This is a genomic window from Dactylosporangium sp. NPDC049742 (genome assembly GCF_040674675.1).
Lineage (GTDB): Bacteria > Actinomycetota > Actinomycetes > Mycobacteriales > Micromonosporaceae > Dactylosporangium > Dactylosporangium maewongense.
Genome location: NZ_JBFANF010000044.1, coordinates 89,297 through 103,334, shown reverse-complemented (window position 1 = coordinate 103,334; position 14,038 = coordinate 89,297). Strand labels below are relative to the sequence as shown.

Genomic DNA, 14,038 nt, shown 5'->3' with positions numbered 1-14,038 from the left:
GACCGTGAGCACGGCGGTCACGGTCGACACGATCAGGCTGTTGGTGAGGTACCGCAGCAGCTTCGCGTTGTCGAGGATCGCGGTGAAGTGCTCGAACGTGATCCGGTCGGGAACGAAGTGCGGCGGGAACCGGAACACCTCCTGCGTGGGGGTCAGCGCCGTGACGAGCACCCAGTAGACCGGCCCGAACGCGAAGATGCCGACGAGCGCGACGGTGACCGCTGCCTTTCTCACGCCCGCTCACCCCGCTCGGAGAACCGGACGTAGACGACGGTCAGGCCGAGGATCAGCACCAGCCACAGGGCGCCGAGCGCGCTCGCCTGGCCCAGGTCGAAGGCCTTGAACGCGGTGTCGTAGACCGCGACCGCGAAGGTCGTCGTGGAGCCGGCCGGGCCGCCGTGCGTCAGCACGTAGATCATGTCGAAGTGCTGCAGGTTCCAGATGACCTCCAGCAGCACGACGATGCCGAGGACCCCGCGCAGGTGCGGCAGCGTCACGTGCCAGAAGCGGTTGACCGCTCCGGCGCCGTCGAGCGCGGCGGCCTCGTACAGCGCCTCGGGCACGGTCTGCAGCCCGGCCAGCAGCATCACCATGATCCACGGGAAGCTCGCCCAGGTCTTCGCCACGATGACGGCGGCCATCGCGGTGCCGGGGCTGCCGAGCCAGACGATCGGCTCGTCGATCAGGTGCGTGCTCATGAGAAGCCCGTTGAGCAGGCCGTAGTTGGCGTTGAAGATCCAGAGCCAGACGAACGACACGACGACGCCGGGGATCACCCACGGCAGCAGGAACAGCCCGCGCAGCACCGCCCGGCCCTTGAGTCGCGTGTTGAGCGCCAGGGCGAGGGCCATGCCGATCGCGACCGGCGCCACGGTCGCGCCGGCGGTGAAGACGAGCGTGTTGCGCAGCGTCGGCCAGAACTGCCGGCCGAGCACGTCGGTGAAGTTGGCCAGGCCGACGAACGAGCGCCCCGGCAGCACCAGGCTCTGGTCGAACAGGCTCGTGGTCAGCGAACCGATCAGCGGGTACAGCACCACGGCGCCCAGCAACGCCAGCGCGGGAAGGGTCAGCAGGAACCCGAACGTCCGGTCCTTCATGTCATCACGCTCGGGTGGTCGTCGTCGAGGTCGATCAGCTCCGGGTCGAGCTGGGCCGCCAGCTCCACGCCCAGCTGCCACTCGACGTGGTCCCGCGCGGCCCGCTCGGCGCCGTCCGGGTCCCGCCGCCGCAGCGCGCCGAGGATCGCCTCGTGCTCGGTGATGACCTGCCCCCAGGCCGGCTCGACGCGGACGCCGACGCGGTAGTGCTGCACCCGCAGCAGGGCCAGATCGGTCAGCTCGCGGAGCGTCGCGTAGCGGGTGGCGGTCGCGATGCCGGTGTGGAACTGCCGGTTGAGCCCCGACATCGGGGTGAGCTTGCCGCGCTGGTGCTGGAACTGCATCTGCGCGTGCAGCTCCCCCAGCTCCTCCAGCTCGGCGTCGGTGATGACCGCGGCGGCGACCCGGGCGCTGAGCCCTTCGAGCGCGCCACGGGCCAGGTAGACGCCGCGCATCTCGCGCAGCGACAGGGGTGCCACGTGCGCGCCCGCGTGCGGGTTGGGCTGCACCACGAGCCCCTGGCCGGTGAGCCGCTGGATCGCCTCCCGCAGCGGGATCTTGCTGATGCCGAACTGCCGCGACAGCGCGTCGATGTTGACCCGCTCGCCGGGGCGCAGCTCGCCGCTGAGGATCGCGTCGCGCAGCCGCTCGTACACGAGGTCCGCCTTGGTCTGGAACCCACCGAGCGGCCTGTCGAACGCGTCTGCCATGTCAGGCATCTCCCCTGCTCAGCGTCGACCGTATACGATCGACCATCTACTGAATCAGGAGTGTGGCACGAGCAGCATCGATCCACAAGAGCCCGGACGCGGGCGGTACGGATTGCGCCTTCACGGCATGCGGTGGCGTCGCGCCGATCCTGCTGAGCCCGCCTGCGCACGGTCGCGGCGGTGGTGGTGTACCTGGTCGTGGTCGGCGCTGATGAGGCTGACCGTTTCGTCGCCGGTGCGGGGCTTGTGGTGGCGTTGCTGGCATTGGGCGCGCCGTATCTGTTGCCTGTTGCGGAAGAAACAGCACAGATGCCAGAACCAGACCGGGTCGAGGACACCGGCAATGCCAACGCCACCAACGGCGGACAGGCGAACACCGGCGCTGACATCACCCGCGACGGTGGCCCAGTACAGGTGGTCAGGTCCGGGGACGCGACCACGGACGGACCGGGCTCAACGGCCAACACCGGGACGCCGCCGCGTTCTGCGAATGGCTGCACCCCACCAACCGGCGCTGGCTGATCGTCCTGGACGACATCGCCAACCCAACCCACCGCACCGAGTTAGGCGAAACCGGTCACCACCGACCAGGCACGCGCTGCCCTGCGGCTGCTGCACCGGTACGGAATCCTCACCCGAACCCCCACCGACGGCCCACGCGCCGCCCGCGAACACCCCACCACCAACCTTGCCGAAACCGCCCGCACCGCCGCCTACGCACTCCAGCAGCTCTGACCCACCACCGACCCACATCCTCGAAACCGCTCCGCTGGTCGAATCTCCGCGCCGACACCACCACCCTGCACACCCACGCCGGGTCAGCCCTCTGGCAACCCGACGCACACCAACTGCTCTACACCGCAGGTCAAAGCCTCCTCAACGCCGGCCTGCACACCGCCGCAACCACCCACTGGCACACACTCACCCGACCACCCCAACACCATCACCGCCCGCGCCAACCTCGCCGCCTCCTACCGGCAAGCGGGCCGCACAAGGTTGTCAAAACCTGTTCATTACGAGTGAACAGGTCCGCTACTTGTCGACGTCGCCGACTACGAAGAACATCGAGCCGAGGATGGCGATCAGGTCGGGGACCAGGGTGCCCGGCAGGAGCTTCGACAGGGCCTGGACGTTTGAGTAGGACGCGGTGCGCAGCTTCAGGCGCCACGGGGTCTTCTCGCCGCGGGAGACCAGGTAGTAGCCGTTGATGCCGAGCGGGTTCTCGGTCCAGGCGTAGGTGTGGCCCTCGGGCGCCTTCACGACCTTCGGCAGGCGGACGTTGACGGGGCCGGTGAGCTTGTCGACCTCGTCGAGGCACGCCTGCGCGATGTCCAGCGAGGCGTACACCTGGTCCAGGAGCACCTCGAAGCGGGCGTGGCAGTCGCCGGTGGTGCGGGTGACGACGGGGACGTCCAGGGCGCCGTAGGCCAGGTACGGCTCGTCGCGGCGCAGGTCGAAGTCCAGGCCGGAGGCGCGGGCGACCGGGCCGGAGGCGCCATACGCGGCGGCGGCCGCGGCGGACAGGACGCCGACGCCGACGGTGCGGGCGAGGAAGATCTCGTTGCGGCGGATCAGGTTGTCCAGGTCGGGCATGCGGCGGCGGACCTGGTCGATCGCGGCGCGGGCGCGGGTGGTCCAGCCGGCCGGGACCTCCTCCTTGAGGCCGCCGACGCGGTTGTACATGTAGTGCATCCGCCCGCCGGACGCCTCCTCGAGCACGGTCTGGATGGTCTCGCGCTCGCGGAAGGCGTAGAAGACCGGCGTGATCGCGCCGATCTCCAGCGGATACGAGCCGAGGAACATCAGGTGGTTGAGGATCCGGTTGAGCTCGGCGAGGGCGGTGCGCAGCCAGGTGGCGCGCTCGGGGACCTCGATGCCCATGAGGCGCTCGACGGCGAGGGCGACGCCGAGCTCGTTGCAGAACGCCGACAGCCAGTCGTGCCGGTTGGCCAGCATGATGATCTGCCGGTAGTCGCGGACCTCGAAGAGCTTCTCCGCCCCGCGGTGCATGTAGCCGATGATCGGCTCGGCGCTCAGGACCCGCTCGCCGTCGAGGACGAGCTTCAGTCGCAGCACGCCGTGGGTGGAGGGGTGCTGCGGGCCGATGTTGAGCACCATGTCGGCGGTGTCGAGGCCCGCCCCGGTGCCGACCGTCAACTCGGAGGTCATGCTGTAACCCTAAAGCCCCTACAGGTCCTGCAGGATCCGCAGCGCGCGCGAGACGTTGTGCATCGTGGCGGTGTCGGCCACGGCGACCCGCTCGACGAACCAGCGCTTCAGCGGTGAGGAGATCCGGTCGGGCATGACGACCAGGTCGTCGAGCTCGACGGCGAGCGGCGAGTCGCGCAGCTCCTCCTGGTCGGTGACCTCGGCGACGATGACGACGGGCACGTCGGTGCCGTTGAAGACGTCGGAGCTGATGATCAGACCGAGGCGCTCGCGGGCGCCCTTGATCAGCCAGACCTCACCGCGCCGCACGGCGCCCGCTGAACAGCTCCGCGTCGACCATGGCGATCTCTTCCTCGTCGGCGAGCGCGGCCCGCTCCAGGTCGGGCTTGGCGCGGCGCACCGCCTCGGCGTGCGCGGTGAAGATCTCACGCAGCGCGCGCTCCTGCGCGGCGCGGTCGATCCACGCGCTGAGCGACACGCCGTCGCGCTCGGCCCAGTGCCGGGCGTCGGCGATGGTCTGGTCGGAGAACGACAACGTCACCTTGGCCGTCATGCCCCTAGCGTACTCCCGGTATGACCGATGTTCATACCCAGTACATGACCCAATGATGGCCGCCGAGGCCGGCGGGGTCGGTCAGCTCTGCCGCCTCCCCGGCCCGCGCCAGGGCCCGCACGTAGCCGACCGGGTCGGTCGAGGCGAGCGCCAGCGGCGGGCGCCGGCCGTCCACCCCGAGCAGGCGCAACGCCTCTCGCTGTGTCGTCAGCAGGTGGTGCACGCCCAGCGAGTCCAACGCCACCGCGATCGTCAGATCACACGACCCGTCGGGCACGGGTGCGGTCTCCCGGCCGTCCCGGAAGCCGGTGAGCGTGCCGAACAGCGGGCGGTCCCCGGCGAGGTGCCCGTAGTCGACGGCGAGCGCCATGCCGTGCGCCACGCTGGCCGTGGCCGCCGCCCAGGCCTCGTCGCGCGGGGCGCCCACCTCGGCGCGGGCACCCTCCGGTAACCCTGCGAGGGGCCACCAGTCGGCCAGCCATCGGGCGTCACCGGGTTCCAGCGGCGACTCGTCGAGCGTCAGGGTGCCGTCGGGCGTGCTGCGCCAGTACCGTGGCCGCAACGTCGAATCGAGCTCCACGACCTCGACGGGGATGTTGTCGAGCCATTCGGTCGCCACCAGAAGGCCGGTGATGCCGAAGGGGATCGCGGAAGTCCACCCGATCGTGGGGGGCAGGTCCTCGGGGCGGGGCGCGACCTCGACGCCGACGGGCGCGACCCGGGCGGCGACCGCGGGCGGCAGGGCGGCGACGATGCCGCGCAGCAGCTCACCGCGGCCGGCGCCGACGTCGACGAGGTCGAGCCGGGCCGGGTGGTCGAGGGCCTCGTCGACGCGCTCCAGCAGCGTGGCGATCGCCCCGGCGAAGAGCGGCGACGCGTGCGCGCTGGTCCTGAAGTGCGCGGCCGGGCCGGCCTTCGCGCGGAAGAACCCGTCGTCGCCGTAGAGCGCCCGCTCCATCGCCGCCCGCCACCGCACGCTCATGCCGTCACCTCCGCTGCGCTCCGGCGCCGCCCTGAGTCAACCCTGCAACACCGGTGAGCGGCCCGAGCCGCTCCGCTGGCCGCTCACAGAAATACTTTGCCTTCTCCCCGGTACGTGGGCACGGTGTCGACGATCGTGTCGCCGGAGACGAGGTGCACCTCGTTGACGTGCTCGCACAGCTCGCCGGCCTTGGCGTGGCGGAAGTAGACGCGCTCGCCGAGGCGCAGGCCGGCCGCGCCGGGGCCGATGAGCGGGGTCTGCACCTCGCCGGCGCCCTCGGTGCCGATCAGCTTGAGGCCCTCCGGCAGCCACGGCTGCGGCTGGCGGGTCGGCGAGGTCTCCCCGGAGGCGATCCAGCCGCCGCCGAGCACGGTCGCGACCTGCTGGTTCGGCCTGCGCACGACCGACATGGCGAAGAACGCCGCCGGTTGGGGGCGCCAGCGGCGGTACGAGTCGAACAGCCACGGCCCGAACAGGCCGGACCCGGCGGCGACCTCGGTGACCGAGGGGTCCTGCGCGGTGGCCTGGACGCTGCCCGTGCCGCCACCGTTGACGAACTCGAGGTCGGCGTGGCGCCGCACCTCGGCGACGACCGCGGCCCGCCGGGCGAGCAGCTCCGGGAACGAGCGCGACTGGATCATGCGGATCAGCGCCCCGCGCACGGGCCGTCCGGGTGGGGCGTCGCCGAGGCCGGCGATCTGCGCCTCGTACGACATGAGCCCCACCAGCCTGAATCCCGCCCGGCCGGCGATCGCGGCGGCGAGCTCACCGGCCTGGCGGGCGCTGTGGACCGGGGAGCGGCGCACCCCGATGTGCACGCTGCTCATCGGCCGCCAGGAGGCGTCCAGGTCGATGCACACGCGCACGGCGCCGGCCCGCTCGCCGGCCGGGACGACCGAGTCGACCAGGTCGAGCTGGGCGGTGCTGTCGACCATGACCGTGACGGTCGCGGCGAGCTTCTCGTCGGTGGCGAGCCGGTGCAGCGCGGCGCGGTCCGCCGTCGGGTACGCCACCAGGATGTCCCCGGACGTGCCCTGCTCCGCCAGCCAGATGGCCTCCGGCAGCGTGAACGCCATGACGCCCTGCCAGCCGGGCTGGGCGAGCGCCCGGTCCATCAGGGCGCGGACCCGCACCGACTTGCTGGGCATCCGCAGCGGCTTGCCGGCGGCGCGGCCGAGCATCGCGGCACTGTTGGCGTCGAACGCGTCAAGGTCGACGATCGCGAACGGCGGGTCGAGATCCGCGGTCGCCCGGTCGTAGCGGGCCCGCTGGGCGGCACGTGAGCTGGTCACGACTCACCGTACCGAGTCGGCGATGAATATGAAAGAACCTCGCGTCCGCGCGTCGGCCGACACCGGGGCGACACCTGGGGACCGGTAGCGTGGTTACAGTAGGCGTCCTAGTTGAGGAGGTGCCGCCATCGCGAGCAGCGACCTGTCCGGCTTCGGGGAGCTCAAGGCGGTCCTGCGCATCCGGGCGTTCCGCCGGTTGTGGGCCGTCCTGGGGCTCTCGTCCCTGGGCGACTGGCTCGGCCTCCTCGCCGCGGCGACGTTCGCCGCCTCGCAGGTGTCCAACTCGGCGGCCCAGGGTGCGGCGTTCGGCTCGGTCATCGCCGTGCGCCTCCTGCCCGCGCTGATCCTCGGACCGGTGGCGGGCGTCTTCGCCGACCGGTTCGACCGGCGGCTCACGATGGTCGCCTGTGACCTGGTCCGCTTCGTGTTCTTCGCCTCGATCCCGGCGTCCGCGCTGATCCTCGACGACCCCGCGCTCGTGATCGGCTGGACCGCGGTCGCCACGTTCATCATCGAGACCACCGCGATGATCTGGAACCCGGCGAAGGAAGCCGCGGTGCCCAACCTGCTGCCCCGCGCCCGGCTCGAGACGGCCAACCAGCTGACCCTCGCCACCACCTATGGCATCACGCCGGTGCTCGCCGGGCTCGTGCTGATCGGCCTGGAGCAGCTCGTCGTCCTCGTGTTCGGCGCCGAGGGCCGCCCGAGGGGCGCGGAGCCGAGCGACGTCGCGCTGTGGTTCAACGCGCTGACGTTCCTGGCCACCGCCATCACCGTGTTCTTCGGCATCAAGGAGATCAGCGGCCGGCGCACCGCGGCCGTCGAGCACAAGCCGGGGATGCTCAAGGAGTTCGTGCAGGGCTGGGCGTTCGTCCGGCGCACCCCGCTGGTCCGCGGCCTGGTGCTGGGCATCTTCGGCGCCTTCGCCGGCGGCGGCGTGGTGGTCGGCACCGCGAAGTTCTACGCCGTGTCGCTCAGCGCCGGCGACGCCGCCTTCGCCCTGCTCTTCGCCACGCTCTTCCTCGGTCTCGGGGTCGGCATCGCGGCCGGCCCGCGGATCGTCGGCGCGCTGTCCCGGCGCCGCTGGTTCGGCCTGTCGATCATCCTGGCCGCCGGCTCCGTGCTCATCCTGGCCCTCGCCACCCACCTCGCGGTCGCCGTCGGCGGCTCGCTGCTCGTCGGCGTCGGCGCGGGCATGGCGTTCCTGTCCGGCACCACGCTGCTCGGCAGCGAGGTGTCCGACGACATGCGCGGCCGGGCGTTCGCCTTCGTGCAGACCGGCACCCGCGTCGTGCTCATGCTCACCATCTCGCTGTCCAGCGTCATCGTCGGTGCCGGCGGGTCGCGCCACCTCAGCCTCGGCTTCACCTCCGTGGAGATCTCCAGCACCCGGCCGCTGCTCGCCCTCGCCGGCGTCCTGGGCGTCATGGCCGGCATCGTGGCGCTGCGCCAGATGGACGACAAGAAGGGCGTGCCGCTCCTGGCCGACGTGCTCGGCTCGGTCCGCGGCCGCCCGCTCAGCCCCGACGAGCCGAAGGCCGCCAGCGGGCTCTTCATCGTCTTCGAGGGCGGCGAGGGCGCCGGCAAGTCCACCCAGGTCAAGCACCTCGCCGAGGCGCTGCGGAAGCTCGGCCGCGACGTCGTCGTCACCCGCGAGCCGGGCGCCACCGCGCTCGGCGCCCGGATCCGCAGCCTCGTGCTCGACCCGCCGGAGGTCACCGGCGAGGTCGTCACGCCCCGCGCGGAGGCCCTGCTCTACGCCGCCGACCGCGCCCACCACGTCGCCTCCGTCGTGCGCCCCGCGCTCACCCGCGGCGCCGTCGTCGTCAGCGACCGTTACGTCGACTCGTCCCTGGCCTACCAGGGGGCCGGCCGCACCCTCCCGGTCGACGAGGTCTCCTGGCTGTCGAAGTGGGCGACCGGCGGCCTCAAGCCCGACCTGGTGGTCCTGCTGGACCTGGAGCCCTCGATCGGCCTCGCCAGGGCCGGCCGCCGCGGCGAGGCCGACCGGCTGGAGAGCGAGTCGCTCGCCTTCCACGAGCGGGTCCGCTACGCGTTCCTCGACCTGGCCGCCGCCGACCCGAGCCGCTACCTGGTCCTCGACGCCTCCATGCCGCCCGAGGCCCTGGCCACCGGCGTCCTGCAACGGGTCCGGCACCTGATGCCCGCCGACGAGGAGTTCGACCTGGAGGAGGCCATCGAGGAAGCCCTCGAGGACGCCGCCGACACCGTCACCATGCTCACCGGCGACGAGCTGACCGACCTCTCGCCCGTCGACCTGGACAAGGACGCCCCCGGCGGAGGCCGGGAGACCCGGGTATGACCCCCGACGCCGCCCCGCTCCGCCCGTTGCCCGCCGACCTCCGGCCCGGCACCGGCGCCCGGGGCGACGTCCTCCCGAGCACCGTCGCGCTGAAGGCTGATGTGCACGGCGCCACCACCTCCGACGTCGTTGTGCCGCGCGTTGGCATGCACGACGGACGTCCTCCAGCCGGTGGTGTGCCGAGCGCCGACGCGGTGGTTGACTGCCTCCCTGACATCGGCGCGGTGGTCGACGGGCTTTGGAGCTTCGTCGCGCTGAAGGCTGATGTGCACGGCGTGACCACCTCCGACGTCGTTGTGCCGCGCGTTGGCATGCACGACGGGCGTCCTCTAGCTGGTGATGTGCCGAGCGCCGATGCGGTGGTCGGCGGCCTCCCGGGTATCAGCGCGGTGGTCGACGGCCTTTTGAGCGCTGTCGCGCTGAAGGTTGATGTGCACGGCGCCACCGTGTCCGACTTCGGTGTGTTGCGTGTCGGCGTGCACGACGGAGGTCCCCCGGTCGGCGGTGTGCCGAGCGCGGACGCGGAGGCCGAAAAGTTCCCGGACGGCGGTGCGCCCACGACCGCTGGGCGGAGCGGCCGTGCGTCGTGCGTCGGTGTGCCGCGCCGATCGGCCTGGCCGGGAGTTCGTGAGACGACGCGCCGGGAGACGACGCGCCGGGAGAGGACGGTCGGCGCGGGGCCGAGCGCTGTCACGACGCACCGTCCGCTGGGCGCCGGTGTGCTGCACGTCGGCAGGCGGGGCGAGCGCCTCCCAGGCAGCGACGTGCTGCGCGCCGCCGCGGTGGTCGATGTGTTTTCTGACGGCAGTGTGTTCGCGACCGCTGGGCGGCGCGGCCCGGTGTCGTGTGCCGGGGTGCCGTGCCGATCGGCGCGGTCGGGGTTTAGCGAGAGGCCGCGCCGGGGGCGGACGGCGGGCGTGGGTCCGAGCTTTGACACCGCCCCGCGCCGTCCAGCGGGCGGCGACGCAGGCACCTCTGCGGGGGTGGGTGTTGTCCGCGAGCCTCTGCTGAGCGGTGCTCGTATGGGCGACAGTGTTGGGGGCGGCCGACTGGCGAGTGACGCTCGTCGGGGTGCTGTGTTGCAGGGCGCCGGCTGGCGGGCGACGTTCGTCGGGGTGACCGGTGGTCGCCTGCGGTGTGGTGGGTCGGCTGGAGACTGCTCCGGCGGTCGGGGGAGGCGTGGGCATGATGCCTGAGGTCAGCACGGCTCCGCCGATCTTCGCGGAGCTGGTCGGGCAGGATGACGCGGTCGCGACGCTGAGCAGGGCGGTCGCGGCGGCGGGGGTGATCGTCCGGGGAGGCGTGCCCGAGGCGGGCATGACGCATGCGTGGCTGTTCACCGGGCCGCCCGGGTCGGGCAGGTCGGTGGCGGCGCGCATCTTCGCCGCGGCGTTGCAGTGTCCTGATGGTGGTTGCGGCGTGTGTACTGCCTGCCACACGACCCTCGGTGGCACGCACGCCGATGTGCGGTTCGTGGTGCCGGAAGGGCTGTCGATCGCGGTCGGTGAGATGCGGGCGCTCGTGTTGCGGGCGGCCAGTTCGCCGACGCAGGGGCGCTGGCAGGTGCTGCTGGTCGAGGACGCGGACCGGCTGACCGAGGCGGCGGGCAACGCGTTGCTCAAGGCGATCGAGGAGCCGCCGCCGCGGACCGTGTTCCTGCTGTGCACGCCCAGCACCCATCCCGACGACATCTCGGTCACGATCCGGTCCAGGTGCAGGGTCGTGCCGCTGCGGCAGCCGCCCGCCGACGCGATCGCCGGGCTGCTGCGGCGGCGGGACGGGCTGGACGAGCAGACCGCGGCGTGGGCGGCGGCCGCGGCGCAGGGGCACGTGGGGCGGGCGCGCCGGCTGGCCCGGGACCCGCAGGCCCGCGCCCGGCGCGAGGCGGTGCTCGCCGTGCCGCGGCGGCTGACGGGCATCGGGGCGGCGTTCGACGCGGCCGCGGCACTGATCGAGGCCGCCGAGGCGGAGGCGGCAGCGTCGGTACTGGAAACCGACGCGGCCGAGCGGGCGGCGCTGGAGACCGCGCTCGGCGCCGGCGGCACGGGCAAGGGCGCCGCCGGGGCGGCCCGCGGGTCGGCCGGGCAGCTCAAGGACCTCGAACGGCGGCAGAAGTCCCGCGCCACCCGGGCCCAGCGCGACGCGCTCGACCGAGCGCTGGTGGATCTCGCCGGGTTCTACCGGGACGTGCTGGTGCACACGTTCGGCGCGGGGGTCGAGCCCGTGCACGGTGACACCGACGAACTCGCCGGGGCCGCCGCGCAGAAGTGGGCGCCGGAGAGCACGCTGCGCCGGCTGGAGTCGGTGCTGGAGTGCCGCGTCGCCATCGAGGCCAACGTCAAGCCCCGCATCGCCGTCGAGGCGATGATGCTCGCCCTGTGGCGGGGCTGAGGCGCGAGGTTATCCACAGGCCTGAGTTCGGGGTTTCGTGTCACTCGCTGGTGCCGTACGGTCACTCCGGGGAGGGGCCGACATGCGCGAGATCGACGAGTCGTGGATCGAGGAGGCGGTGGAGCGTTACCGCCGCATCGAAGCGCTGCTCGCCGAGTTCGACAAGGCGGTCACGACCGTCGAGGTGAGCGTCCGCTCACCCGACGGCCTGGTCGAGGTGGTGGTCACCGCCGACGGCACGATCCGCGACGTGCGGATCGACCACCTGCGGGGGCAGACGGGCGCCGAGGTGTCCCGCTCGGTCCGCGCGGCCGTCACCGCCGCCACCGACGCCGCCGCCTGGGCGAGGAAGAAGCTGCACGCCGAGACGTTCGGCGACTACCGGTCCCTGGCCTGACCAGCACACGTCGACCCAGCGGGGGGACTGCATGCGACTCGACGACCTGGCCAACCGGCTCGACGCCACCGGCGACGAGCTGGCCGCCACCAGCACCACGACGGCGCTCATCGACCCCGGCTCCGGCCCGCTCGGCGGCGACGCCCCGGGCGGCCCCGGCGAGCTCGGCCGCGCCCTGCACCGCACGCTGACCACGGCCCTGACCGCCCGCGGCCGGGAGGCCTCGACCCACGGCGCCCGCCTCGCCGAGACGGCCGAAGCGCTCCGCCAGGCCGCCCGCTCCTACCGTGCCGCCGACCACGACGCCCGCCACCAGCACCGGGACACCTGATGCTCCGGGCCGCCGCACCTCCGACCCGCCTGCGCACCCGGGCCGCGGGCCGGCCGGCCGCACCGACCACCCCGACGGCCCACCGCGCCACGGGCACGGCGTCGCTGGACGCCCCCGCCATCGACACTGGGACACCCGGTGCTCGGGGTCGACGCATCTCTTGCCCGTCCGGGGACCGGTATGCCGTGCGGTCGAGGGCTCGCCGTGCCGTGGGCGTGGCGGCGTTGGACGGCCCCGCCAGCACATGCTCTGGGGCACCGCCCGCCCGACCCGTCCGGAGACCAGCCGGGCCGCCGCACCCCGTGCCCGTCCGGGGAGAGGCCGGCCACGCGGTCGAGGGCTCGCCGTGCCGCGGGCGAGGTGGTGCTGGACGGCCCCGCCACCAGCACGGGAACGCCCCATGTTCCGGGGCGACGCGTCCACCCACGACCGCTGAACGTCGTCGGCAGGGCCAGTCGCGTGCCGCCCAAGGCATCCGTTCCGCGGGACGGGCGGGGAGGCGATGATGGACGCGCTTGAGCGGTTGGCGGGGGTCGGGGGTGACCTGCTGCGCCGGGTCGACGGAGTGCTGATCGCCGGGGGTGCGCCGGCCGGGGACCCGGTCTGGGAGCTGCTGCGGCAGGTCGGGGCGCTGCCCGGGGACGTGCTGGAGTTCGGGCTCAAGGTCAGGGGCGAGCCGCTGCGGGTCGCCGGGGCGCAGCTGCGGGCGGACGCCGACCGGTTCGCGCGGCGGCAGGGCAAGCTCACCGTGGATCTGGCCGGGGTGTGGGAGGGGACGGGAGCCGAGGCGTTCGCGGTGCGGTGGGGGGCGCTCGCCTCGTACATCGGCGACGGCGGCGATCCGGGCACCATCACCGGCAGGCTGCGCGCCACGGCCGGCTACACCGAGGCGCTCGCCGACTGGTGTGACGCGCTGCGGGCCGAGCTCGCCGAGGCGGTCGCCCGGGTCGTGGGCTCAGCGGAGGCCGTCACGCTGCGGCAGGCGGGCGGGGAGGAGCCACCGGCGGCGGAGGTGCTGGAGGCGGCGGCGAGGATCGCGGGGCGGGTGCTGCGGCCGGCCGCGGACGCGTTCGCCGGAGCGCGCGAGCTGATGGCGCGCCGGGCGCCCGACCTGGAAGAGCTGCGCTACAGCGAGCCCGGGGCCGGGCCCGCCGGGGGTGCGGCACCGACCACCAGGGTCGCGCTGTAGGGGCATTACGATCGCCGCATGCCAACCGCGGTCGAGCAGCTCTCCGGATACGGCGACGACGGCTTCGAGGGTGACCTGGTCCGCTGGTTCCCGGATCGGCCGCCGGTCGAGGTACCGGCGGACACCCGGCCGGTGGAGCCGTTCCTGGCACGGCTCCCGCGGGAGGCGGCCGTGGCGCTCGCGGCGTTCGACCGGCGGGTGCGGTCCGGGACGCTGCCATGGGTCGTCGACGTGTCCGGGTATTCGTACGGGTTCGACTTCGCCGGGAACGAGTGCGAGATCCTCGACTCGGACTACGCGACCCGGCTCACCGACGACGACGTGTGGTCGATCGCGTCGGACGGCGGCGGCAACCTGTACGTGATGCTGACCAACGGCAGGATCGCCGTCTGGTTCCACGAGGAGCAGGTCATCGAGGGGCACACCCAGTTCGACAACCTCGACGTGTTCCTGTACTCGATCGTGCGGTACCAGGCGGCGCGCAGCGGCGTGCTGGACCGGGCCGCCGTCGCCGAGGAGTTCCGCGCGCTCGGGCAGCCCGGTGCGCTCGCGCCCGAGGTGGGGCTGCTGGCGTACCTCGGCGGCTAGGACACTTCGATCGAGG

At 72.9% G+C, this 14,038-nt stretch carries 15 protein-coding genes and 1 pseudogene; 8 read left to right on the top strand and 8 right to left on the bottom strand.

Annotated elements, in window-relative coordinates; translation table 11 throughout:
• From AB0J72_RS39805 to AB0J72_RS39795, 3 genes and pseudogenes are all read right to left on the bottom strand, one after another.
• Nucleotides 1-234: pseudogene (locus AB0J72_RS39805) on the bottom strand (carbohydrate ABC transporter permease); the annotation flags it as partial.
• Nucleotides 231-1,097 (bottom strand): sugar ABC transporter permease, encoded by an 867-nt coding sequence (locus tag AB0J72_RS39800; RefSeq protein ID WP_363408754.1) that lies wholly within the window; start codon nucleotides 1,095-1,097, stop codon nucleotides 231-233. The pseudogene AB0J72_RS39805 and the gene AB0J72_RS39800, both read right to left, overlap by 4 nt.
• On the bottom strand, nucleotides 1,094-1,816 hold the full coding sequence (locus tag AB0J72_RS39795) for a GntR family transcriptional regulator (RefSeq protein ID WP_363408751.1): 723 nt from the start codon (nucleotides 1,814-1,816) through the stop codon (nucleotides 1,094-1,096). The genes AB0J72_RS39800 and AB0J72_RS39795 overlap by 4 nt, the downstream gene beginning before the upstream one ends.
• 171 nt (nucleotides 1,817-1,987) lie before the next feature.
• Here AB0J72_RS39795 and AB0J72_RS39790 point away from each other — a divergent pair, with 171 nt between their 5' ends.
• Nucleotides 1,988-2,329, top strand: a complete 342-nt coding sequence (locus AB0J72_RS39790) for a hypothetical protein (RefSeq protein WP_363408748.1) — start codon at nucleotides 1,988-1,990, stop codon at nucleotides 2,327-2,329.
• Nucleotides 2,330-2,839: 510 nt separating this feature from the next.
• On the opposite strand, the gene AB0J72_RS39785 is transcribed toward AB0J72_RS39790, so the two are convergent.
• The 5 genes from AB0J72_RS39785 to AB0J72_RS39765 form a co-directional block, all read right to left on the bottom strand.
• Entirely contained in the window at nucleotides 2,840-3,976 is a 1,137-nt protein-coding gene (locus AB0J72_RS39785; protein WP_363408745.1) for an NADH-quinone oxidoreductase subunit D, read from the bottom strand.
• Between the two features lie 18 nt (nucleotides 3,977-3,994).
• Nucleotides 3,995-4,285 (bottom strand): type II toxin-antitoxin system PemK/MazF family toxin, encoded by a 291-nt coding sequence (locus AB0J72_RS39780; protein ID WP_344514163.1) that lies wholly within the window; start codon nucleotides 4,283-4,285, stop codon nucleotides 3,995-3,997.
• The gene (locus tag AB0J72_RS39775; RefSeq protein ID WP_344514165.1) at nucleotides 4,272-4,529 is read right to left on the bottom strand and encodes a DUF6364 family protein; all 258 of its coding nucleotides are present in this window, start codon (nucleotides 4,527-4,529) and stop codon (nucleotides 4,272-4,274) included. Before AB0J72_RS39775 ends, AB0J72_RS39780 begins: the two co-directional genes overlap by 14 nt.
• A 31-nt stretch (nucleotides 4,530-4,560) precedes the next feature.
• Nucleotides 4,561-5,511: an SAM-dependent methyltransferase gene (locus AB0J72_RS39770; protein ID WP_363408741.1), complete on the bottom strand. Its 951-nt coding sequence runs from the start codon at nucleotides 5,509-5,511 to the stop codon at nucleotides 4,561-4,563.
• Between the two features lie 83 nt (nucleotides 5,512-5,594).
• Nucleotides 5,595-6,803, bottom strand: coding sequence for an amino acid deaminase/aldolase (locus tag AB0J72_RS39765; RefSeq protein ID WP_363408738.1), 1,209 nt, complete (start codon nucleotides 6,801-6,803; stop codon nucleotides 5,595-5,597).
• A 196-nt stretch (nucleotides 6,804-6,999) separates the two neighbouring features.
• Here AB0J72_RS39765 and tmk point away from each other — a divergent pair, with 196 nt between their 5' ends.
• From tmk to AB0J72_RS39730, 7 genes are all read left to right on the top strand, one after another.
• Nucleotides 7,000-9,126 carry a dTMP kinase gene (tmk, locus tag AB0J72_RS39760; RefSeq protein ID WP_363408735.1) on the top strand — a complete coding sequence of 709 codons (2,127 nt, stop codon included), beginning with the start codon at nucleotides 7,000-7,002 and terminating at the stop codon, nucleotides 9,124-9,126.
• The gene (locus AB0J72_RS39755) at nucleotides 9,123-10,322 is read left to right on the top strand and encodes a hypothetical protein (RefSeq protein ID WP_363408732.1); all 1,200 of its coding nucleotides are present in this window, start codon (nucleotides 9,123-9,125) and stop codon (nucleotides 10,320-10,322) included. The genes tmk and AB0J72_RS39755 overlap by 4 nt, the downstream gene beginning before the upstream one ends.
• Nucleotides 10,315-11,517 carry a DNA polymerase III subunit delta' gene (locus AB0J72_RS39750; protein ID WP_363408771.1) on the top strand — a complete coding sequence of 401 codons (1,203 nt, stop codon included), beginning with the start codon at nucleotides 10,315-10,317 and terminating at the stop codon, nucleotides 11,515-11,517. Before AB0J72_RS39755 ends, AB0J72_RS39750 begins: the two co-directional genes overlap by 8 nt.
• An 82-nt stretch (nucleotides 11,518-11,599) precedes the next feature.
• Entirely contained in the window at nucleotides 11,600-11,914 is a 315-nt protein-coding gene (locus AB0J72_RS39745) for a YbaB/EbfC family nucleoid-associated protein (protein WP_344514173.1), read from the top strand.
• A 31-nt stretch (nucleotides 11,915-11,945) separates the two neighbouring features.
• Nucleotides 11,946-12,245 carry a hypothetical protein gene (locus AB0J72_RS39740; RefSeq protein WP_344514175.1) on the top strand — a complete coding sequence of 100 codons (300 nt, stop codon included), beginning with the start codon at nucleotides 11,946-11,948 and terminating at the stop codon, nucleotides 12,243-12,245.
• Between the two features lie 505 nt (nucleotides 12,246-12,750).
• Nucleotides 12,751-13,434, top strand: coding sequence for a hypothetical protein (locus AB0J72_RS39735; protein ID WP_363408728.1), 684 nt, complete (start codon nucleotides 12,751-12,753; stop codon nucleotides 13,432-13,434).
• An 18-nt stretch (nucleotides 13,435-13,452) separates the two neighbouring features.
• On the top strand, nucleotides 13,453-14,022 hold the full coding sequence (locus tag AB0J72_RS39730) for a hypothetical protein (RefSeq protein ID WP_354889025.1): 570 nt from the start codon (nucleotides 13,453-13,455) through the stop codon (nucleotides 14,020-14,022).
• Nucleotides 14,023-14,038: the final 16 nt, after the last annotated feature.

Bases quoted from the DNA above. Each gene is read 5' to 3' on its own strand.
- AB0J72_RS39800 (WP_363408754.1), bottom strand. From the start codon at position 1,097: ATGAAGGACCGGACGTTCGGGTTCCTGCTGACCCTTCCCGCGCTGGCG.
- AB0J72_RS39795 (WP_363408751.1), bottom strand. From the start codon at position 1,816: ATGCCTGACATGGCAGACGCGTTCGACAGGCCGCTCGGTGGGTTCCAG.
- AB0J72_RS39785 (WP_363408745.1), bottom strand. From the start codon at position 3,976: ATGACCTCCGAGTTGACGGTCGGCACCGGGGCGGGCCTCGACACCGCC.
- AB0J72_RS39775 (WP_344514165.1), bottom strand. From the start codon at position 4,529: ATGACGGCCAAGGTGACGTTGTCGTTCTCCGACCAGACCATCGCCGAC.
- AB0J72_RS39770 (WP_363408741.1), bottom strand. From the start codon at position 5,511: ATGAGCGTGCGGTGGCGGGCGGCGATGGAGCGGGCGCTCTACGGCGAC.
- AB0J72_RS39755 (WP_363408732.1), top strand. From the start codon at position 9,123: ATGACCCCCGACGCCGCCCCGCTCCGCCCGTTGCCCGCCGACCTCCGG.
- AB0J72_RS39750 (WP_363408771.1), top strand. From the start codon at position 10,315: ATGCCTGAGGTCAGCACGGCTCCGCCGATCTTCGCGGAGCTGGTCGGG.
- AB0J72_RS39745 (WP_344514173.1), top strand. From the start codon at position 11,600: ATGCGCGAGATCGACGAGTCGTGGATCGAGGAGGCGGTGGAGCGTTAC.
- AB0J72_RS39740 (WP_344514175.1), top strand. From the start codon at position 11,946: ATGCGACTCGACGACCTGGCCAACCGGCTCGACGCCACCGGCGACGAG.
- AB0J72_RS39735 (WP_363408728.1), top strand. From the start codon at position 12,751: ATGGACGCGCTTGAGCGGTTGGCGGGGGTCGGGGGTGACCTGCTGCGC.
- AB0J72_RS39730 (WP_354889025.1), top strand. From the start codon at position 13,453: ATGCCAACCGCGGTCGAGCAGCTCTCCGGATACGGCGACGACGGCTTC.